General features: G+C 68.3%; 20 protein-coding genes and 1 tRNA gene. 9 read left to right on the top strand and 12 right to left on the bottom strand.

Annotation, left to right across the window (positions count from 1 at the left end):
- Positions 1-73: 73 nt before the first annotated feature.
- Positions 74-475, bottom strand: coding sequence for a GlcG/HbpS family heme-binding protein (locus ACS5PN_RS00360; protein WP_439461960.1), 402 nt, complete (start codon positions 473-475; stop codon positions 74-76).
- A 91-nt stretch (positions 476-566) separates the two neighbouring features.
- On the opposite strand from ACS5PN_RS00360, the gene ACS5PN_RS00355 reads away from it, so the two are divergent.
- Positions 567-1,259, top strand: a complete 693-nt coding sequence (locus tag ACS5PN_RS00355) for a Bax inhibitor-1/YccA family protein (protein ID WP_439461959.1) — start codon at positions 567-569, stop codon at positions 1,257-1,259.
- Between the two features lie 43 nt (positions 1,260-1,302).
- Here ACS5PN_RS00355 and ACS5PN_RS00350 read toward each other — a convergent pair whose 3' ends face one another.
- From ACS5PN_RS00350 to surE, 6 genes are all read right to left on the bottom strand, one after another.
- Positions 1,303-2,814, bottom strand: a complete 1,512-nt coding sequence (locus ACS5PN_RS00350) for a glycoside hydrolase family 5 protein (protein WP_439461958.1) — start codon at positions 2,812-2,814, stop codon at positions 1,303-1,305.
- Positions 2,815-3,009: 195 nt separating this feature from the next.
- The gene (rlmD, locus tag ACS5PN_RS00345) at positions 3,010-4,365 is read right to left on the bottom strand and encodes a 23S rRNA (uracil(1939)-C(5))-methyltransferase RlmD (RefSeq protein ID WP_439461957.1); all 1,356 of its coding nucleotides are present in this window, start codon (positions 4,363-4,365) and stop codon (positions 3,010-3,012) included.
- 30 nt (positions 4,366-4,395) lie between these two features.
- A complete protein-coding gene (gene rpoS, locus ACS5PN_RS00340; protein WP_439463675.1) occupies positions 4,396-5,343 on the bottom strand; it encodes an RNA polymerase sigma factor RpoS in 948 nt (315 codons plus the stop codon).
- A gap of 105 nt (positions 5,344-5,448) precedes the next feature.
- Entirely contained in the window at positions 5,449-6,330 is an 882-nt protein-coding gene (locus ACS5PN_RS00335) for a peptidoglycan DD-metalloendopeptidase family protein (protein WP_439461956.1), read from the bottom strand.
- 62 nt (positions 6,331-6,392) lie between these two features.
- Entirely contained in the window at positions 6,393-7,196 is an 804-nt protein-coding gene (locus tag ACS5PN_RS00330) for a protein-L-isoaspartate(D-aspartate) O-methyltransferase (protein ID WP_439461955.1), read from the bottom strand.
- A gap of 4 nt (positions 7,197-7,200) precedes the next feature.
- Positions 7,201-7,944, bottom strand: coding sequence for a 5'/3'-nucleotidase SurE (surE, locus tag ACS5PN_RS00325; protein WP_439461954.1), 744 nt, complete (start codon positions 7,942-7,944; stop codon positions 7,201-7,203).
- Between the two features lie 93 nt (positions 7,945-8,037).
- Here surE and ACS5PN_RS00320 point away from each other — a divergent pair, with 93 nt between their 5' ends.
- Both ACS5PN_RS00320 and ACS5PN_RS00315 read left to right on the top strand, forming a co-directional pair.
- Positions 8,038-9,015: an NADPH:quinone oxidoreductase family protein gene (locus ACS5PN_RS00320; protein ID WP_439461953.1), complete on the top strand. Its 978-nt coding sequence runs from the start codon at positions 8,038-8,040 to the stop codon at positions 9,013-9,015.
- 97 nt (positions 9,016-9,112) lie between these two features.
- A complete protein-coding gene (locus ACS5PN_RS00315; protein ID WP_439461952.1) occupies positions 9,113-9,859 on the top strand; it encodes a LuxR C-terminal-related transcriptional regulator in 747 nt (248 codons plus the stop codon).
- Here the strand turns inward: ACS5PN_RS00315 and ACS5PN_RS00310 are convergent.
- Together ACS5PN_RS00310 and ACS5PN_RS00305 are read right to left on the bottom strand one after the other, a co-directional pair.
- On the bottom strand, positions 9,839-10,537 hold the full coding sequence (locus ACS5PN_RS00310; protein WP_439461951.1) for a glutamine amidotransferase: 699 nt from the start codon (positions 10,535-10,537) through the stop codon (positions 9,839-9,841). The genes ACS5PN_RS00315 and ACS5PN_RS00310 overlap by 21 nt on opposite strands.
- Before the next feature lie 22 nt (positions 10,538-10,559).
- Positions 10,560-11,108, bottom strand: coding sequence for a carboxymuconolactone decarboxylase family protein (locus tag ACS5PN_RS00305; RefSeq protein ID WP_439461950.1), 549 nt, complete (start codon positions 11,106-11,108; stop codon positions 10,560-10,562).
- Positions 11,109-11,207: 99 nt separating this feature from the next.
- Between ACS5PN_RS00305 and ACS5PN_RS00300 the strand changes: the two genes are divergently transcribed.
- The 4 genes from ACS5PN_RS00300 (at position 11,208) to ACS5PN_RS00285 (ending at position 15,237) form a co-directional block, all read left to right on the top strand.
- The gene (locus ACS5PN_RS00300; RefSeq protein WP_439461949.1) at positions 11,208-12,062 is read left to right on the top strand and encodes an AraC family transcriptional regulator; all 855 of its coding nucleotides are present in this window, start codon (positions 11,208-11,210) and stop codon (positions 12,060-12,062) included.
- Between the two features lie 10 nt (positions 12,063-12,072).
- On the top strand, positions 12,073-12,408 hold the full coding sequence (locus tag ACS5PN_RS00295) for a hypothetical protein (RefSeq protein ID WP_439461948.1): 336 nt from the start codon (positions 12,073-12,075) through the stop codon (positions 12,406-12,408).
- 74 nt (positions 12,409-12,482) lie between these two features.
- Positions 12,483-13,856 carry a TolC family protein gene (locus ACS5PN_RS00290; RefSeq protein WP_439461947.1) on the top strand — a complete coding sequence of 458 codons (1,374 nt, stop codon included), beginning with the start codon at positions 12,483-12,485 and terminating at the stop codon, positions 13,854-13,856.
- A gap of 13 nt (positions 13,857-13,869) precedes the next feature.
- Complete coding sequence (locus ACS5PN_RS00285) at positions 13,870-15,237, top strand: multicopper oxidase family protein (protein WP_439461946.1); 1,368 nt, start codon at positions 13,870-13,872, stop codon at positions 15,235-15,237.
- Between the two features lie 10 nt (positions 15,238-15,247).
- On the opposite strand, the gene ACS5PN_RS00280 is transcribed toward ACS5PN_RS00285, so the two are convergent.
- Positions 15,248-15,883 (bottom strand): NADPH-dependent F420 reductase, encoded by a 636-nt coding sequence (locus ACS5PN_RS00280; RefSeq protein ID WP_439461945.1) that lies wholly within the window; start codon positions 15,881-15,883, stop codon positions 15,248-15,250.
- A 35-nt stretch (positions 15,884-15,918) separates the two neighbouring features.
- On the bottom strand, positions 15,919-16,779 hold the full coding sequence (locus tag ACS5PN_RS00275) for an inositol monophosphatase family protein (RefSeq protein ID WP_439461944.1): 861 nt from the start codon (positions 16,777-16,779) through the stop codon (positions 15,919-15,921).
- Between the two features lie 102 nt (positions 16,780-16,881).
- Here ACS5PN_RS00275 and ACS5PN_RS00270 point away from each other — a divergent pair, with 102 nt between their 5' ends.
- Complete coding sequence (locus tag ACS5PN_RS00270; RefSeq protein WP_439461943.1) at positions 16,882-17,808, top strand: LysR family transcriptional regulator; 927 nt, start codon at positions 16,882-16,884, stop codon at positions 17,806-17,808.
- Between the two features lie 68 nt (positions 17,809-17,876).
- Complete coding sequence (locus tag ACS5PN_RS00265; protein WP_439461942.1) at positions 17,877-18,215, top strand: hypothetical protein; 339 nt, start codon at positions 17,877-17,879, stop codon at positions 18,213-18,215.
- A gap of 130 nt (positions 18,216-18,345) precedes the next feature.
- Here the strand turns inward: ACS5PN_RS00265 and ACS5PN_RS00260 are convergent.
- A tRNA-Ser gene (locus tag ACS5PN_RS00260) sits at positions 18,346-18,436 on the bottom strand.
- Between the last annotated feature and the right edge of the window lie 22 nt (positions 18,437-18,458).

Below are 18,458 nucleotides of genomic sequence, written 5' to 3'. Positions count from 1 at the left end.
ATAGCCGACTGGGGTAAGTACGGAGGCTTCGTGACCACCTTGCGACGGCTTCGTGACGCCTCCAGGGGCGGCCTCAGAGGGCGGCGATACCGGCCTTGGCGATCTCTGCGTCTTCGCTGGACTTGACGCCGCTGACACCCACCGCACCGACGCACTGGCCCTCGACGAGGATGGGCACGCCGCCTTCCAGCAGGCCGTGCATCCCGGGCACGCTGAGGAAGGACTGGCGGCCGCCGTTGATCATGTCCTCGTAGATCTTGGATTCGCGCCGGCCCAGGGCCGAGGTGTGGGCCTTGGCGGGGGCAAACAGGGCGGAGCTGGGCGATGCGCCATCCAGGCGCTGCAGCCACAGCAGATGTCCGCCGGCGTCGACGATGGCGATGGAAACTGCCCAGCCCTTGCTGAGGGCATGGGCCTCGGCGGCGGCGGCGATGCGCTTGACGTCTGAAAGTTCGAGTTGAGCTTGCTGTTTCATGGTCTTGATTTTCCTGGGGTCAGCCCCCAATGTAGCGGCCTTGCGGGCACCTAGAATTCCCGCGGTTTCTTTTCGTACCGGGAGCATCGTCATGAACGACAGTCTGCAAAACTCTTATGGCTACGCCGGCAGCGGCCTGGCCGTCGACCGTCAGCGCGTGCTGCGCAACACCTACTGGCTGCTCGCGCTGTCTTTGGTGCCAACCGTGCTGGGCGCCTGGATCGGCGTGTCCACCGGCTTCATGGCCAAGCTGGGCTTCGGCATCAGCACCGCAGTCTTCTTCATCGGCGCCTTCGGCCTGATGTTCGTCGTCGAGAAGACCAAGAACAGCAGCGCCGGTGTCGTGGCCCTGCTGGGCTTCACCTTCTTCATGGGCCTGATGCTGTCGCGCCTGATCGCCGAGGTGCTGGGCTACCGCAACGGCGCGAGCCTGGTCATGACCGCTTTCGGCGGCACCTCGGCCATCTTCTTCGCCATGGCCAGCCTGTCCACCGTCATCAAGCGCGACCTGTCCTTCATGGGCAAGTTCCTGTTCGTCGGCGCCATCGTGCTGTTCGTGGCCTGCATCGCCAACATCTTCCTGCAGTCGTCGGCCCTGATGCTGACCATCCTGGTGCTGATGCTGGGCGTGTTCTCGGCCTTCCTGCTGTATGACATCAAGCGCGTCATCGACGGCGGCGAGACCAACTACATCTCCGCCACGCTGCACATCTACCTGGACCTGTACAACATCTTCCAGAGCCTGCTGAGCCTGCTCGGCATCTTCGGCGGCGAGCGCGACTGATTGACGCGCCCACAATGAAAAAGCGGCCCGCGGGCCGCTTTTTTTATTTGCCCGGCGTGTAGTTGCGCAGCACAAAGGGCGCGCTGACCCAGATCGGCTGCCCCACCTGCCCGACATGGGCCGACATCATCACCGTGCCGGCTGCATAGTTCTCCTGCGCCGTGCCGTTCAACACCACGGGCTCCAGCTTGTTGGTCAGCGTCGCCGCGCCCGACAGCAGGGCCGTATAGGGCGCCGCATTCAGCTGCAGAGAGACCGGCACATTGACCTTGGCCTTGGCGTCATCGGTGTCCAGCCGCATCCACACCAGCACCTGCAGCTTGTCGCCCTTGCGGATGTCGGCCGTGATGGGCGCGATGACGCCGTTGTCCCAGGGATTGGCGCGCTTGCCCTGCAGGTCGACGCGCAGGCAGGCCTTGCCCGAGGCTTCGCAGGGCACCTGGCTCGTGGACTGGCCTTCGCCATAGACCGACCAGGCGCTCACCTTGGCCGCGTTGATGAGGTGGTCCAGCGCCGGGTCGCTGCTGCGCGCCACCGGGGCCGGAGCGCCGGGCACCGGCACCAGGGCATTCAGGATGGGCTTGACCCAGCCATCGGCCTTCATGTCCCAGGCGACAAAGTCCGAGTCGAACTGCCAGTAGCTCCAGCTAAAACCGCGGGCCTCGGCGGCGCGGCCGACCGCCGCTGTCCAGGCAACGCGCTGGGCCATGCCCGCCGTCTCCAGCGCGCCGAATTCACCCAGCAGGATGGGCCGGCCGGTGCGCTGGCTCCAGGCCTTGACGCGATCGAAGTCCTGCCTGAGCTTGTCGAGTTCCTGCGCCGTGCCCCAGGTCACGCCCGACAGCTTCTGGAACTGCGGCGTCCAGGACGCGCCCTGGTGGGTGAACTCCATGGGTGTGTAGTAGTGGAAGGTCACGACCAGGTTGCGATCGCCCTCGGGCAGCTTGAGGCTGTCGAGCTGGTCCAGCGAGTTCCAGAACTTCGGCCCGACGACGACGCGACGCTTCGGGTTGCTCTCGCGGATGATGGCCAGGTTCTCGGCCAGCATGTCGTTCCAGATCGCGTCCGCCGCGCCATTGGGCTCGTTCAGGATCTCGAACAGCACCGCATCGGGCGCATCCTTGTAGCGCGGCGCAATCTGGCGCCAGAAGGCCTTGAGCCGCACGCGGCAGGCGTCGATCTCCTTGGCGCAGTCGTTGAAGTTGTGCTGATCGAGGATGACCTGCAGGCCCGCATTCAGCGCCGCAGCCGTCATCTCGTCTAGCGTCTTCAACCAGGCCGCCGACAGCTGCCCTTGAGCGTCCATGTGCTCGAAGGCATGCAGGTTCAACCGCACATGGTCGAAGCCACCGTCGCGGATGGCCTGCATGTGGCGCGGCTGGAAACGCGCCTTGGACGGATCGCTCCACAGCGGGTCGTAGCCCAGCGCGTTGACGCCACGCTTGAGGGCCAGCTGCGGCAGGGCCACGGGGGTTTGTGCGAGCGCAGCCGACGCGAGGCCCAAGGCCAGGCAGGCAGCGCCGAGGATGCGGGGCAGCGAATGGGTGATGGGCATGGCCGACTTGTCTCCTGTGGAAGTCTGGATCCGGCCGGGTGGTCCGCGGCTCGGCACAATAACTAAACAACATTGTTTATTTATTTTGTCTACTAAAAACCGGAGAGCGCTTCCGGACTAACACGTAGGCCCGAAAGCAAAAATCCCGGCCGCCACGAGGGGCAGGCCGGGATTCGGTGGGACGTGGGTCGAGTCTTAGCGCTCGAAGACGGCGATCGATTCGACGTGGGCCGTGTGCGGGAACATGTTCACCGCACTCGCCGCCGTGCAGCGATAGCCCGCCACATTGACCAACAGGCCCGCATCCCGCGCCAGCGTCGCCGGGTTGCAGCTCACGTAGACGATGCGCTTCGGAGCCGTCCAGCCCGGCGCCAGCGACGGGTCCTGGGCGATGTCCGCCACCGCCTTCGCCAATGCGAAAGCACCCTCGCGCGGCGGGTCGATGAGCCAGCGGTCCGCCGTGCCGTCCAGGGCCAGCAGTTCCGGCGTCATCTCGAACAGATTGCGCGCGACGAAGCTCGTCTTGTGCGCCAGGCCGTTGGCCGCAGCGTTCTCACGCGAGCGCTGCACCAGGGTCTCGCTGCCCTCGATGCCCAGCACCTCGCGCGCCTGCGTGGCCAGCGGCAGCGTGAAGTTGCCCAGGCCGCAGAACCAGTCGATGACTCGCTCGTCCTTCTGCACCGCCAGCAGGCGCAACGCCCGGCCGACCAGGGTCGCGTTGATGTGCGGATTGACCTGGGTGAAATCGGTCGGCTTGAAGGGCATGCGGATGCCGAACTCCGGCAGCGCATAGGCCAGCTCCGGCCCGCCTTCGTCGAGCAGCTTGACCGTGTCCGGCCCCTTGGGCTGAAGCCACCACTGCACGCCATGCTGGGCCGCGAACGCGCGCAGCAGCGCGATGTCGCCATCCGGCAGCGGGTTCAGGTGGCGCAGCACCAGTGCGATGACCTCGTCGCCCATGGCCAGCTCGATCTGCGGCAGGCGGTCGCGCTCGGCCATGCTGGAGATCAGCTCGCGCATCGGCATCAGCAGGTCGCTGACCACTTTGGGCACGACCTTGCAGACCTGCATGTCGGCCACGTAGCGGCTCTTGCGCTCATGGAAGCCGATCAGCACCACGCCCTTCTTCTGCACATAGCGCACCGAGAAGCGCGCACGGTAGCGGTAGCCCCAGGTTGGCCCCTCGATGGGGCGCAGCAGCACCTCGGGCTTGACCTTGCCGAGATGCCAGAGCTGGTCTTCCACCACGCGCTGCTTGACGGCGACCTGGGCGCCCGCCTGCAGATGCTGCATCTTGCAGCCGCCGCAGGCGCCGGCGTGCAGACCGAAGTGGGGGCAGCCCGGCGTCACGCGCAGCGGGCTTTCCTTCTTGATCTCGGTGAGCTGGCCCTGCTCCCAATTGTTCTTGCGGCGCGCGATCTGCGCCTTGACGATCTCGCCCGGCAGAGCGCCGTCGATAAAGACCACCTTGCCCTCGGCGTTGTGCGCCACGCCCTGCGCCTCAAGCTCGATGCTTTCGACCTTGAGCCAGTCTGTCGTTGTTGGATTCATCCCCGGATTATCCGAGGCGGCTTCGATGCCCTAAAAGATGCTGTCCCGGTCCACGCCGTGGCGCATCATGTTGCGCTTCAGCTTGGCCAATGCCTCGATCTGGATCTGGCGGATGCGCTCGCGCGTCAGCTTCAGGCGGATGGCCAGCACGTCCAGCGTCTCCGGTTCGCGGTCCGACAGGCCGTAACGGCCCGACAGCACCTCGCGCTCGCGGTCGTTCAGGCTGGCGAGGCCATGCTGCAGCAGCTCCTCGACCTCGTGCGACAGGCGCAGGCCCATGGGGTCGATGGCCTGGTCGTCGGCCACCAGGTCGAGCATGGATTCGCCACCCTCGCCATTGCGGTCCACCGGCGAGTCCAGCGAGCTCGGCAGTTCGGCATAGGCCAGCAGCTCGGCCACCTCGTCGACCGGCCGGCCCAGGGCCTGGGCCACGTCCTCGGCGCGCACGCGCCCTTCTGCACCATTGGCACTCTGCAGCGCCTCCAGCGCACGGCGCGCCTTCAGCACCTGGTTGAGCTCGCGCACGATGTGCACGGGCAGTCGCACGAGGCGGGCCTGGTGCATCAGCGCGCGCTCGATGCTCTGGCGTATCCACCAGCTCGAATAGGTGGAGAAGCGGAAACCGCGTTCGGGCTCGAACTTGCCGATGGCATGCATCAGGCCGAGGTTGCCTTCCTCGATGAGATCGCTCATCGGCAGGCCGCGGCCGAGATAGTTCTTGGCGATGCTGACGACCAGGCGCAGGTTGTGCTCGATCATGGCCTGGCGGGCGTCGAAATCACCCGCACGCGCCTTCACCGCCGTGTCGAACTCCTGTTGCGGGGTCAGCAGCGGCGTGCGGCGGATGTCGCGCAGATAGGCCTGCAGCGCATTGCCAAGTTCGACCTCGTCGCCGGAACTGCGCAGCACCTGGCCTTCGTCTTCGCCCGCCTCCGGCGCGGGTTCGGCATCGCCGCCGCCATTCATGGCCGACAGCATCACGCCAGGCTCACCCCCATTGCCACCATGACCGTTGAGCTTGGGCGCAGCGCGTTTCATGGCGTGATCGCTGGCCCGGTGCATGGTGGTTGGCTGGCCGGCTTGTCAGCGCGGCGGCAGCAGCTTGGCCGGATCGACAGGCTTGCCGAGTTTGCGCACTTCGAAGTGCAGCTTGACGGTGTCGCTCTCGGTGGAACCCATCTCGGCAATCCTCTGACCTTTGCGTACGACTTGGTCCTGCTCGACCAGCATGGCCCGGTTGTGGGCGTACGCCGTCAGGTAGGTGTTGTTGTGCTTGATGATGACCAAGTTGCCGTAGCCGCGCAACCCCGAACCAGCGTAAACAACGCGACCATCGGCGACAGCCAGCACCGGGTCACCCGGCTTGCCGGCAAAGTCCAGGCCCTTGTTGCGCTGCTCGTCGAAACCGGCGCTGATGGACTGGGTCACCGGCCAGCCCCAGGCCATGCTGTCGTCTTCCGACGCAGCCGTTGCAGGCGCGGGCGTCGGCGCAGCCGGCGGCGTGGAGGGCGGCGCGCTGGCGGAGGAAACGGGGGGCTTGGCGTCCAGCGGACGGGACTCGACCTTGGTGGCGCTGGCAATCGGCTTGGCCGTCACGGCGCTGGGGTCGACGCCCGGCGGCACCACGCGCAGCACCTGCCCCACCTCGATGCGGTTGGGGTTCTCGAGGTTGTTCCATTTGGCCACGTCGCGCCAGCTCTGGCCGTTGTCCAGCGCGACGCGAATCAGCGCATCGCCGGGCTTGACGGTGTAGTAGCCGGGCTTGCCCGCGTTCTCGGCACCCGGAGGCGGCTTGACCTCAGGGGCCGAAGCCGCCGAGGCCGCAGGCACCGGCGCCACCGCGGCCGTGGCGGGCTGCGAGTTGCGGTCCTCGACCGGCGCCGGGTGACGCGGCGTGACAGTGCAGGCGCTGAGCAGCAGCGAGGTGGCGATGACAGTGAATAGAAGACGCAGACTTGAGGGCATCGTGTGGCTGGTGCACGTTGGAAGGCCGACCCGATTGTGTAGCGCGGTGCGCCGACGGCCCGTCAGAGGACGCCGGATTTTAGGGGGACGAAGAGCACGGCCTCGTGCTCGCTGCGCGCCCAGCGGCTGACGCCCCCTTCGACGACATGGTCCAGCACCACCAGCACCTGGCCGCGACCGCTCGCCGCCGTCGGCGCAATCAGCCGCCCGCCCGGCGCCAATTGCTCCGTCCAGGCGGCCGGAATGTCCTCGCCACCGGCCGCGGCGATGATGCTGTCGAAAGGCCCGCTGGCCGCGTGGCCGATGCGGCCATCGCCCCAGATGAGGCGCGGCACCCGCGGCAGGCCGACCCGCTGCAGATTCAGCTTGGCCTTGTCATGCAGGCCCTGCAGCCGCTCGATGGACGTGAGCTGGCGAGCCAGCAGCGCGATGACGGCGGCCTGGTAGCCGCAGCCCGTGCCGATCTCCAGCACGCGGCCCAGCGAGCCGCGCTGGCGCGCACCCGCGCCAGCCATCAGCAGGCCCAGCATGTGGGCGACCACCGAAGGCTTGGAGATGGTCTGGCCATGGCCGATGGGCAGGGCCGTGTCTTCATAAGCCTGGGCGGCCAGCGCGCTGTCGACAAACTCGTGGCGCGGCACGCTGGCCATGGCGGCCAGCACATGCTCGTCGAACTTGCCCTCGGCCCGCAGCCGGTCCACCATGCGTTGGCGCACGGCGCCGCTGTCCAGGCCCGTACCGCTGGGGCGAGCCAGCCGGGCGGCATCCCGCGTGGCCTGGTGCAGATGGCGCTGCGGCATCAGCAGCTCGCGCTGCGGTGCCGCCGCCGATTTCAGGCTGGCCGGGAAGCGCTTGGGCGTGGACATGCGGTCAGAGTCCCAGCCGCTGCTGCCAGGCGCCCAGCGAGGCATGCTCGGTCAGGTCCACCTGCAGCGGCGTGATCGACACCTGGCCGTTGGCCGTGGCATGGAAGTCCGTGCCCTCACCGGCATCGCGGGCGTCGCCGGCCGGGCCGATCCAGTAGATGGTTTCGCCGCGAGGGTTGATCTGCTCGATGATGGCCTCGGCCGAGTGGCGGCGGCCCAGGCGGGTGATCTTGCGCGGCAGGGTGTCGGCATCGGCCCGGTTGGGGATGTTGACGTTGAGCAGAAAGCCCTGACCCAGCCCACCGGCAATGACCTGCTCGACGACGCTGCGCGCCGTGCGCGCCGCGGCTTCCAGCTCGACCCATCCCTTCTCGGCCTGCGAGAAGGCGATGGACGGGATGCCGAAGAGATAGCCCTCGGTGGCGGCGGCGACAGTGCCGGAATACAGGGTGTCGTCGCCCATGTTGGCGCCGTTGTTGATGCCCGAGAGCACCAGATCGGGCCGGTAGCCCAGCAGGCCGCTCAGCGCGAGGTGGACGCCGTCGGACGGCGTGCCGCTGACATAGCGGAAGCCGTTGGCGGCGCGGTAGACATTCAGGGGCCGGTTCAGCGTCAGCGAGTTGGACGTGCCGCTGGCGTTCTGCTCGGGGGCGATGACGTCGATCTCGCCCAGGCCTTCACAGGCTTTCACCAGGGCCGCCAGGCCCGGCGCGAGGTAGCCGTCGTCGTTGGAAATCAGGATTCGCATAGGAAGGCAATTGTAGGGAGAGCGTCACCTGCGAGACCGGGTGTAACCACTCTGATTCCTATCATCGCGAATTCACGAAATCTGGAGACGACGATGAAGGCATGGCTCTGCGAGAACCCGGTGGGCGTCGAGGCGCTGCAATGGCGTGAACTGCCGGCGCCGGCCCTGGCGGCAGGCCATCTGCGCGTGGACATCCGCGCCGCCAGCCTGAATTTTCCTGACCTGCTCATCGTGCAGAACAAATACCAGATGAAGCCGCCCCTGCCCTTCGTGCCGGGCACGGAGTTCTCGGGTGTCGTCACCGAGGTCGGTGAAGGCGTCAAAGGCTTCAAGGTCGGGCAGCGCGTCGCGGCCTTTGGCGGCCTGGGCGGCTTCGCCACCGAGGTCTGCATTCCCGCCATGCTGGCCATGCCCCTGCCCGACGGCTTCAGCTTCGAGGATGCCGCAGCCTTCATCTGCACCTATGCCACCAGCCACCATGCGCTGATGGACCGCGCCGCCCTGAAAGCCGGCGAGACCGTCCTCATCCTCGGCGCCGCCGGCGGCGTCGGCACCGCAGCCATCCAGATCGCCAAGGCGGCCGGTGCCAAGGTCATCGCCGCGGCCAGCAGCGATGCCAAATGCCAGGCCTGCCAGGCACTGGGCGCCGACGCGGCCATCAACTACACGACGCAGAACCTGCGCGACGAACTGAAGGCCCTGACCGAAGGCAAAGGCCCGGACGTCATCTACGACCCGGTCGGTGGCGACATGGCCGAAGCCGCCTTCCGCTCCATCGCCTGGCGCGGCCGTTACCTCGTCATCGGCTTCGCCCAGGGGCAGATCCCGGCCCTGCCGCTGAACCTGGCCCTGCTGAAGGGCGCCTCCCTGGTCGGCGTGTTCTGGGGCGAATTCGCCAAGCGCGAGCCGGGCAACAACGCCCGCATGCTGGGCGAGCTGGCCGGCTGGTATGCCGCCGGCAAGATCAAGCCGGTGCTGGACCGCGTGCTGCCCATGGAGGAATTGCCGGCCGCCTTCGCGCGCATGGCGGCCCGCGAGGTGGTGGGCAAGTTAGTTCTTACCAATTCGTGAAGCCTGAAACGGGGTCGTGCGCATCAGCGACAGCTCCGGGTTTCCAGGGGTCTGTGCGCTACATTCCTGTCGGTCGAATCGACAGCCGTCTGCCCCCATGACCGTCAAAGTTCTCATCATCGAAGACAACCCCGTCGCCCGCAGCTTTCTGTGCCGGGTGGTGCGGGAGAGCTTCAGCGACGCGATGGAGATCACCGAAGTCGGTGACCTCGAGAACGCCCGCCGCCAGGTCGCCAAGCTGTCCAGCGGCAATTCGGAAATCGGCTTCAAGCTCATCCTCGTCGACCTGGAACTGCCCGACGGCAACGGCATGGAGTTCCTGACCGAACTGACGGGCTCGACGGCGATCAAGATCGTCACGACGCTGTACTCCGACGACGACCACCTCTTCCCCGCCCTGCAATGCGGCGCCGACGGCTATCTGCTGAAGGAAGACCGCTTCGAGGTGCTCGTGGAAGAACTGCAGCGCATCGTGCGCGGCCAGCCGCCGCTGTCGCCGGCCATCGCCCGCCGCCTGCTGACCCATTTCCGCCCCACGGCCAGCGGCGACAGCGGCACCATGCCGCTGAACTCCGGCTTCGGCGCCCTGTCCACCGCGCACGCGCCGTTTGCCAACAGCCGCAGCGTCGCCCTGGACCCGCCGCCCGAGTGGGAGCGCCTGACGCCGCGCGAGAGCGAAGTGCTGACCTATCTGAGCAAGGGCTTCACGATCAAGGAGATCGCGAACCTGATGGGCATCAAGTGGTTCACCGTCAACGACCACATCAAGTCCATCTACAAGAAGCTCAACGTCTCCAGCCGCGCCGAAGCGGCCGTGCTGGCGTCAAAGCAGGGCCTGGTCTAACCAGCGCCCCATCAGCCGCCTGAGGGCGGCTTTCAAACCCTCCGCCTCGCCCGCCATCGCGGTGCGCAACTCGCCCGGCGCAATGCCGGCGTGCTCCAGCTCGTCGATATGGCCGATCAGCCATTGCTCGAAGCGAGCCGGGTCGACCTCGGGGTGGAATTGCAGGCCCAGGGCCTTGGCATGAGGGGCGAAGGCCTGGTGTGGGCAAACGGCGGTGGTTGCGAGTGACCTCGTGCCGGCCGGCAGCTCGAACTGGTCGCCGTGCCAGTGCAGCACGGGCTGGCTGCCCAGTTCAACCAGCGCCGTGTTCCGCCCGGCCTCGGTCAGCGTCAACGGCGCAAAACCGATCTCCTTGACGCCCATGGGCTTGACGCGAGCGCCCAGGGCCCGCGCCATCAACTGCGCGCCCAAGCAAATACCGAGCAGCGGGCGCTCCGAGTCCAGCCGCTGGCGGATCAACCCCACCTCGTCGACCAGCCAGGGGAAGCGCTCTTCGTCCTCGACGCTGATCGGGCCGCCGAGCACGATGAGCAGATCCACGGCGGCGAGGTCGACGGCGTTGAAGTCGTCGACACCCGCCTCGTGGTAGCGGACGTCCAAGCCGCGCTCGCGCAGCACGGGCTCGATGACGCCGAGATCTTCGAAGGCGAGATGGCGCAGGGCGAGAGCGGTTTTCATCGGCGCCATCATCGCCTCTCGATCAGCTTGCCGAACGGAGCTTCACGCCGGGGAAATCCACCGGCACGGCGAAGGCGACGTTCACATAGTTGGTAAACAGGTTCAGCGCGACATGGGCCAGGATCTCGACGATCTGGCCGTCGGCAAAACCCGCGGCGCGCAGGGCCGCCACGTCGGCATCGCCAACCTGGCCGCGCTGCTCGACGAGCTTCAAGGCAAAACGCAGCGCCGCAGCCGTGGCAGGGTCAGCCGACTCGCCGGCCTGGGCCGCGCTCATCTCGGCCGACGTCCCTCCCGCCTTGCGACCCAAAGCCGTGTGGGCGGCCAGGCAGTACTCACAGGCATTGCGGTCGGCCACTGCGACGGCGATCTGCTCACCCAGCTTGGCGGGAAGCGTGCCGCCACCCAGGGCACCGAAAAAGCCCCACAGGGCCTGCAGCGAGGCCGGCGAGTTGGCGACGGCACGGAACATGTTCGGCGTGGCACCAAAGGCGCCGTGGACGGCATCCAGCGTGGCGCGGCTGGCGGTGGGCGTGTCGTTGGCGGAGACGAGGGGAATACGGGAGGTCATGAAATCACCTTTCGGTTGCAGTGGAGGAAGGCCTCCACTGTCGCCGCCAGTGAGGAACGATAGGTATCATTGAATCCAGCAATTCAACCTATTCGTCCCATGGCTGAAGCCCCGCCACTGGATCGCCTGAGTCCGCTGTTCGAACGCTTTCGCGTGCGCGCCAGCCTCTTCCACGCCGGACCGCTGTGCGGCGTGACCCATTTCGACGCCCAGCCCGGCCGCGGCTTCCTGCATGTGATGCGCAACGGCGAGATGGAGGTCAGGCACGCCGCCGCGACGGGTCTCGTCGAAAGCCTGTGGGTGCGCGAGCCGAGTCTGGTCTTCTACCCGCGGCCGCTGGCCCACGACTTCCACAACGCGCCGGCCGAAGGGGCGGACTTTGTCTGCGCGACGTTGGACTTCGCAGCCGGGCATCCTCTCGTCCAGGCCCTGCCGCCCCTGGTCGTGTTGCCGCTGGCCCAGGTGGAAGGGCTGGAAGCGACGCTCGGCCTGCTGTTTGGCGAAGCCGAGCGCGTGCGCTGCGGGCAGCGCTTGCTGGCCGACCGGCTCTTCGAGGTGCTGCTGCTGCAACTGCTGCGCTGGATGCTGGACCAGCACGACGCTCCCCTGCCCCTGGGCCTGATGCGCGGCCTGGCCGAGCCGCGCCTGGCCCACGCGCTGACGGCCCTGCATGCGCGGCCCGGCGAGGCCTGGAGCCTGGCGGCCATGGCGGCGCAGGCCGGCATGTCGCGCAGCCGCTTTGCCGAGGCCTTCCGCGAAGCCGTGGGCCAGTCGCCGGCCGACTACCTGGCCGACTGGCGCCTGGCCATCGCCCGTGCCGAGCTGCAGGCCGGCAAGCCCTTGAAGACGCTGGCGGTCGAGCTGGGCTATGCCAATGCCTCGGCCTTGAGCCGACTGTTTGCGCAGAAGCATGAGGGGCTGTCGCCGCGGGCCTGGCTCCAACAAGCCAGTTAAAGTGCCGCGCATGCGTCGCCCCGGCCGCTTCCTCGTCCTCTGCCTGCTGCTCGTGCTGCTGCCCCTGCGCAGCCTGCTCGCGGCCGGCCAGTTGGGCTGTGAGCCGATGCCGGTGCAGGAGCAGCACGCTGGCCATGAACATCACGCGATGTCGCAGGGCGATGCCCACGACCACGCGGCCAAACCCTGCAAGCTCTGCGCGCCCTGCTGCCTGGCCGCCGCACCTCCGCCTGTTCTGACGCTGGATGCAGCACCCACCGCACCTTCCGTGCGCGTGGCCCAGGCGCCGGCCGAGACCTGGGCCGGCATCGTGCCGCCCCTGCCCGACCCGCCTCCCAGGGCCTGAGCCTCTCCCCTGCCGCTGTTCCCGCCGCCGTCCATCGCGCGGCGGGCGTCTTCGCACCGCCCGAGAGGCTCTGCATGCATTCCCTTCCCTTCGCGCGCGCCTGCGGGCTCGCGCTGCTGGCTGCGCTGGCCGGTTGCGCCACCGCGCCGCCTGACGACATCGCGCCGGTCTCCAGGCTGACCGAGCCGCACACCGCCCAGCCACTGTCGGCCACCCTGCCCTCGCCTGACCAGATCGCCGAGCGCCTGCGCGAGCCGCTGACGGCCGAAGCCGCCGTGCAGCTCGCTCTGCAGAACAACCGCGGCCTGCAGGCCCGGCTGGCGCGCCTGGGCGTCACGGCCGCCGAGGTCGACGCGGCCGGCCGCCTGCCCAACCCGGGCTTTCGCTTCAGCCGCCTGACCCGCGGCAGCGAAGTCGAGATCGAGCGCGGCTGGCATGTCGACCTGGCCCGGTTGCTGACCCTGCCGCTGGTGCGCGCCGCCGAACAGCGCCGCCTGCAGGCCGAGCAGCAGCAAGCCGCCGCCGACACTCTGGCCCTGGTCGCTGATACACGCCGCGCCTGGGTGCGCGCCGTGGCCGCCGAAGAAGCCCTGGCCTACCGCCGCCAGGTGATGGAGGCCGCCGAAGCCGGCGCCGAATTGGCCAAGCGCATGCAGGCGGCCGGCAACTTCAACGCCCTCTCACGCGCCCGCGAACAGGGCTTCGAGGCCGAGGCGAGGTTGGCCCTGGCACGCGCCGAAACCCAGCGCCTGGCGGCACGCGAACGCCTCGTGCGCCTGCTGAGCCTGGAGGACGGCCAGGCGCTGCGCCTGCCAGAGCGCCTGCCCGAACTGCCCACGGCGCCACGCGAACTGGCCGGCGTCGAAGCGCAGGCTCTGGCCCAGCGCCTGGACGTGCGGGCGGCGCGGCTGTCGCTGGAGCAGTCAGGCAAGCAGCTCGACCTGGCGCGCGCGACGCGCTGGGTATCGATGCTGGAGCTGGGCACGGTGCGCAACTCCTCCAACGAGCAGCCGACGCAACGCGGCTGGGAAGTGGCTCTGGAATTGCCGCTGTTCGGCCCCGGACCGGTTCCCAAGGCCGAAGCCCTGGCCCGCGAAGCCGCTCACATCGCGGCCGACACGGCCATCCAGGCACGCTCCGAGGCGCGCGAGGCTTACGGCCTTTACCGCAGCGCCTTCGACGTCGCCCGCCAGCATCGCGACGAACTGCTGCCGCTGGCCCAGCGCGTCTCCCAGGAGCAGCTGCTGCGCTACAACGCCATGCTGATCGGCGTCTTCGAACTGCTGGCCGACGCGCGCGCCCAGGCGGCCGCCGTCAGCGCCGCGCAGGACGCCCTGCGCGACTTCTGGATCGCCCAGGCCGACCTCGACCAGGCCCTCGTCGGCCGCGCCACGCCCAGCCTGCCGCAGGCCACCGCCGCCGCGCCCGCCGCTGCAGCGCCCCACTGATTCCGAGGACCCCATGCTCAATCGACGCTCCCTGCTTGCCGGCACCTCGCTGGCCGCGGTCTCCACGGTGGCCCTCGCGGCCCTGCCCGAACCCGTCATCCAGACCTCGCCCGACACGCAGGCCCCCCTCGTGCCGCCCAATGGCCGGCCCTACAACCCCGTCGTCACGCTGAACGGCTGGACGGCGCCCTGGCGCATGAAGGACGGCGTCAAGGAGTTCCATCTCGTTGCCGAGGCCGTCGTGCGCGAGATGGCGCCCGGCTTCACGGCCAGGCTGTGGGGCTACAACGGCCAGAGCCCCGGCCCAACCATCGAGGTCGTCGAAGGCGACCGCGTGCGCATCTACGTCACCAACCGCCTGCCCGAGGGCACCAGCATGCATTGGCACGGCCAGCGCCTGCCCAATGGCATGGACGGCGTGACGGGCTTGACCCAGCCACCCATCCCACCGGGCAAGACCTGGGTCTACGAGTTCGTCGCCCGCCGTCCCGGCACCTTCATGTACCACCCGCATGCCGACGAGATGGTGCAGATGGCCATGGGCATGATGGGCCTGTGGATCACGCATCCCAAGGCCAGGCATCCGCAGATCGCCGACGTGGATCGCGACTACGCCTTCCTGCTCAACGCCTATGACATCGAGCCCGGCAGCGCCACGCCCAAGGTCATGACCATGCTGGACTTCAACCTATGGAGCTGGAACAGCCGCATCTTCCCGGGCATCGCGCCGCTGGTGGCGCGCCAGGGCGACCGCGTGCGCATCCGCGTCGGCAACCTGACGATGACCAACCACCCCATCCACATCCACGGCCATGAGTTCGAGGTCACCGGCACGGATGGCGGCCCCGTGCCGCGCACGGCCCGCTGGCCCGAAGTGACGACGGATATCGCCGTGGGCCAGATGCGCCAGCTCGAGTTCATCGCCGACGAGGAAGGCGACTGGGCCTTCCACTGCCACAAGGCCCATCACACGATGAATGCGATGGGTCACAACGTGCCGACCATGCTGGGCGTGGATGCCAGCGACCTGGAGGCCAAGATTCGCAAGCTGGTGCCGGGCTATATGGCCATGGGCCACAACGGCATGCACGAGATGACGGAAATGAGCATGCCGGGACCCGAGAACACCGCGCCGATGATGGCCGGCGACGGGCCTTTCGGGGCCATCGCCATGGGTGGCATGTTCAGCATGCTGAAGGTCAGGCGCGGGCTGAAGCGCGGCGACTATTCAGACCCGGGTTGGTTCCAGCATCCGCCCGGCACCCTGGCTCGCGAGGTAGGCGATGCGCCACCCGCGGCCGTGGCGCCTGGTTCTTCCGCCCCGCAGCCCGCCAACGTCGAGGTCCAGGTGCGCAAGCCCCAGGGCCACCACGGCCACTGACGCCGGCCGGTCATCCCGCCACCGTCAGCGCAAAGGGCTTGAAGCCTCTGGCGGCGATGAGGCGGGGCACCATCAGGATGAAGGCCTCCGTGGCGCGGGCGGATTCGATGGGCCCGAGGTCGAGCAGCCATTCCGCCGGCCAGCCCAGTTCGCCGAGCAGCGCCTTCACCTGCTCCCTGGCCTGTGCGTCATTGCCGCTGAGGAAGGCAGTGGGCGGCGTGGCCAGGCTGTGCGGCGCCGCCATCACCGTGAACAGCATCGTGTTCAGCGCCTTCACGACGCGCGTCTGCGGCAGCGCCGCCTGCAACTGCTCGGCCAGGCTGCTGTCGGGATAGAGCAGCCCACCGGGCATGCCGTCAGCCGTGCGCACCGTGGCGTTGGCGACGTCCAGCAAGACCTTGCCTTGCAGCGCCGCCTCCAGCGCCTTCAAGGCCTGCAAAGCCGCTTCGCCCGGCAGGGCATTGATGACGAAGGCCGAAGCGGCCGCAGCATCCGCGAGTGAGGCGTGTTGAACGGCCGGCCCTTGCCAGCGGCTGGCTCCGGCCTGCGGATCGCGATGGCCCAGCGTGATGGCATGGCCCTTGTCGGCCAGGGCTTTGGCGAGTGTGGCGCCGACGCGGCCGGCACCGAGGATGCTGATGTTCATCATGTGTTCCTTGAGATCGAGTTCTTGTCTGCTGTTCAGGCCACCTGAGCCAGCGCCTGTACCGCTTCGCGATGCACGCCTGGCGCGCTGGCCAGGAAGTCTTCGCTGGCGAGTGTCCAGGGATTGCCGCGGGTGTCGGTGACGCGGCCGCCCGCCTCGGCCACCAGCAGCGCGCCGGCCGCCAGACCCGAGCGCACGTCGCTGTACTGCCAGAAGCCGTCGATCTGGCCTGCCGCCACCTGGCCCAGCTGGAAGGTGGCCGGCACCGTCATGCGCACGACGAGGGCCGCATTCAGCATGGCCGTCACCGAGGCGCCCAGGCGCCGGTAGGTGTCTGCCGTTTCACCGGGCCTGGCCTGCCCCGTCGTGACGATGGCGGCCTTCAGCTCGGTCTTTTTTGACGCGCGCATCGGCACGCCGTTCTCATAGGCGGCACCGCTGCCTCGCACCGCCGTGTACAGGCGATCCGCCACCGGCTCGTAGACGGCGGTCAGCACCGGTTGGTTGTCGCGCACCAGGGTCGCGCTGATGCCCCATTCGGCTTGGCCATGCACATGGTTCACATTGCCCTCCACCGGGTCGAACACCCACCACTCGCCGTCGGGCAGTGCGCCGCCTTCCAGCTCGTCGTCCACCCAGCCGGCGCCCGGCCGGGCCCGCTCCAGCAGCCGGCGTGCCACGGCCAGCGAGGCATCGTCGTTGGCATGGATGGCGCGCACGACGCCGGCCAGGTCGTCGGGGGTGCGGGCTTGCGCGTCGAAGCGGGCCAGCATGACGGCGCCAGCCGCGCGTACAGCGGCCACCGCGGCGGCCAGCAATCCGCCGTCGTCGGGCGCGGCGGCGGCCTGGGTCGAAAGGCGTTCGGCCGTCTGCATCAGGGGGTTCGAGAGGTCCATGTCGGTTCCTTGGTTTGAAGACATGGCGTCATCTTGGGCGGCCGTTCAATTAACATCAAATCAAACGTGGCTACGAGTCAGTTAACCCAAATGCAACTGGACATGAACCTGCTTCTCGCGCTGGACGCGCTGCTCGACGAGGGCAGCGTGGGCGGCGCCGCGGCACGCATGCACGTCAGCTCGCCCGCCATGAGCCGCACGCTGGATCGCATCCGCCACATGACGGGCGACGCCATCCTCGTGCGCGCCGGCCGCCACATGGCAGCCACGCCGTATGCGCTGGCGATCCAGGAAGAAGTGCATGCCGTCGTCCTGCGCGCTCAGGCCGTGCTGGCCCGCCAGCAGTCCTTCGACCCCACCGATCTGGAACGCAGCTTCACCCTCCAGTGCCACGACGCGCTAGCCGGCGCGTTGGGGCCGATGCTGCTGGCCACCCTGCGGCAGGCCGCGCCGAATGCGCGCCTGCGGATGCTGGCGGAGGCCAACATCGAGACGCCAGAACTTCGCCAGGGCCAGGTCGACCTGCACCTCAGCGCGGCCATCCCTTCACAGGCGGACGTCGCGCATGCGGTGCTGGGCGAGGAGCGTGTGGTGGTCGCGCTGCGCGCCCAGCACCCGCTGGCCGGCCGCAAGCTGACGGCGCGCAGCTATGCGGCGGCGGACCACGTTACGGTGTCACGCCGAGGCCGGCTGCAGGACCCGATGGATGAACTGCTGGCCGCCCAGGGGCTGGCACGCCGGGTGGTCGCATCGGCACCCACGGCGGCAGCGGCGCTGTGCATGGCGAGCGCCGCCGACCTGCTGGTGGTCGTACCGGAACGGGTGTGCTCGGCGCTGATCGAGGCCATGCAGCTCAAGACGGCGGCGCTGCCGGTGCAGGCGCCGCCGCTGCCGGTCATTGCCGCCTGGCACCGGCGCCACGACGGGGATCGCGCCCACGCATGGCTGCGCGAGCAGGTCGGCGAAGCGGTCAGGTCGCTGCTCGCCCCGACACGGCGAGAGCGCCCCGCTCGTGCCACCGCCAGTTGAGTGACGAGCGGTCTGTTTCGGCTACGCTGGAGGGTTGAACTCCAACCAACAAGCCAAAGGGGGCGCCCATGAACGAAGAAGAATTGATGGCCTCGGGCCAATCACTGTCCATCACCTCACATCTGCACGCCACCATGGCCTCCATGGCCGCGCGCATGGACGCGCTCGTCGAGGTGGTCGAGATACGCGGCGCACAGCTGGACGCCTTGCGACTGATCTGCCAGGCCGCCTTCAACGCCGCCGGTGACAACCCAGGCGTGCGCGTGCCCTTGATCGATGCCATCAGGCGCGCCATGAATGCCGACCCGACTCTCGCGCTCGAAGCTTCGGGCACCGGCAGCCCACACGGGCTTCGCAGGGAGTTGGTGCTGGAACTGCTGCCGCAGCAGATTCGCGGCGCGCTGTAACTGCAGCGACGGCCCCATGGCCGTGGCCCTTGGGAACATTGGCAGAAAGCCCCGCACAACGGCCGAGACGGGCAAGAAAAAAGCCACCGGTTAGGGTGGCTTTCGTGGGGTGTTTCTCATGGGAGAAAATTGGCGGAGAGGGTGGGATTCGAACCCACGGTACGGGGATACCGTACGCCTGATTTCGAGTCAGGTACATTCGACCACTCTGCCACCTCTCCTGATTCGGTGCGCTACATGTGG

The sequence above is a fragment of the Roseateles sp. NT4 genome (assembly GCF_051857475.1).
In the GTDB taxonomy this organism is placed as follows: domain Bacteria; phylum Pseudomonadota; class Gammaproteobacteria; order Burkholderiales; family Burkholderiaceae_C; genus Pelomonas.
This window is presented reverse-complemented; position numbering and strand designations above follow the sequence as displayed.

Bases quoted from the DNA above. Each gene is read 5' to 3' on its own strand.
- ACS5PN_RS00360 (WP_439461960.1), bottom strand. From the start codon at position 475: ATGAAACAGCAAGCTCAACTCGAACTTTCAGACGTCAAGCGCATCGCC.
- ACS5PN_RS00355 (WP_439461959.1), top strand. From the start codon at position 567: ATGAACGACAGTCTGCAAAACTCTTATGGCTACGCCGGCAGCGGCCTG.
- ACS5PN_RS00350 (WP_439461958.1), bottom strand. From the start codon at position 2,814: ATGCCCATCACCCATTCGCTGCCCCGCATCCTCGGCGCTGCCTGCCTG.
- rlmD (WP_439461957.1), bottom strand. From the start codon at position 4,365: ATGAATCCAACAACGACAGACTGGCTCAAGGTCGAAAGCATCGAGCTT.
- rpoS (WP_439463675.1), bottom strand. From the start codon at position 5,343: ATGCTGTCGGCCATGAATGGCGGCGGCGATGCCGAACCCGCGCCGGAG.
- ACS5PN_RS00335 (WP_439461956.1), bottom strand. From the start codon at position 6,330: ATGCCCTCAAGTCTGCGTCTTCTATTCACTGTCATCGCCACCTCGCTG.
- ACS5PN_RS00330 (WP_439461955.1), bottom strand. From the start codon at position 7,196: ATGTCCACGCCCAAGCGCTTCCCGGCCAGCCTGAAATCGGCGGCGGCA.
- surE (WP_439461954.1), bottom strand. From the start codon at position 7,944: ATGCGAATCCTGATTTCCAACGACGACGGCTACCTCGCGCCGGGCCTG.
- ACS5PN_RS00320 (WP_439461953.1), top strand. From the start codon at position 8,038: ATGAAGGCATGGCTCTGCGAGAACCCGGTGGGCGTCGAGGCGCTGCAA.
- ACS5PN_RS00315 (WP_439461952.1), top strand. From the start codon at position 9,113: ATGACCGTCAAAGTTCTCATCATCGAAGACAACCCCGTCGCCCGCAGC.
- ACS5PN_RS00310 (WP_439461951.1), bottom strand. From the start codon at position 10,537: ATGAAAACCGCTCTCGCCCTGCGCCATCTCGCCTTCGAAGATCTCGGC.
- ACS5PN_RS00305 (WP_439461950.1), bottom strand. From the start codon at position 11,108: ATGACCTCCCGTATTCCCCTCGTCTCCGCCAACGACACGCCCACCGCC.
- ACS5PN_RS00300 (WP_439461949.1), top strand. From the start codon at position 11,208: ATGGCTGAAGCCCCGCCACTGGATCGCCTGAGTCCGCTGTTCGAACGC.
- ACS5PN_RS00295 (WP_439461948.1), top strand. From the start codon at position 12,073: ATGCGTCGCCCCGGCCGCTTCCTCGTCCTCTGCCTGCTGCTCGTGCTG.
- ACS5PN_RS00290 (WP_439461947.1), top strand. From the start codon at position 12,483: ATGCATTCCCTTCCCTTCGCGCGCGCCTGCGGGCTCGCGCTGCTGGCT.
- ACS5PN_RS00285 (WP_439461946.1), top strand. From the start codon at position 13,870: ATGCTCAATCGACGCTCCCTGCTTGCCGGCACCTCGCTGGCCGCGGTC.
- ACS5PN_RS00280 (WP_439461945.1), bottom strand. From the start codon at position 15,883: ATGAACATCAGCATCCTCGGTGCCGGCCGCGTCGGCGCCACACTCGCC.
- ACS5PN_RS00275 (WP_439461944.1), bottom strand. From the start codon at position 16,779: ATGGACCTCTCGAACCCCCTGATGCAGACGGCCGAACGCCTTTCGACC.
- ACS5PN_RS00270 (WP_439461943.1), top strand. From the start codon at position 16,882: ATGAACCTGCTTCTCGCGCTGGACGCGCTGCTCGACGAGGGCAGCGTG.
- ACS5PN_RS00265 (WP_439461942.1), top strand. From the start codon at position 17,877: ATGAACGAAGAAGAATTGATGGCCTCGGGCCAATCACTGTCCATCACC.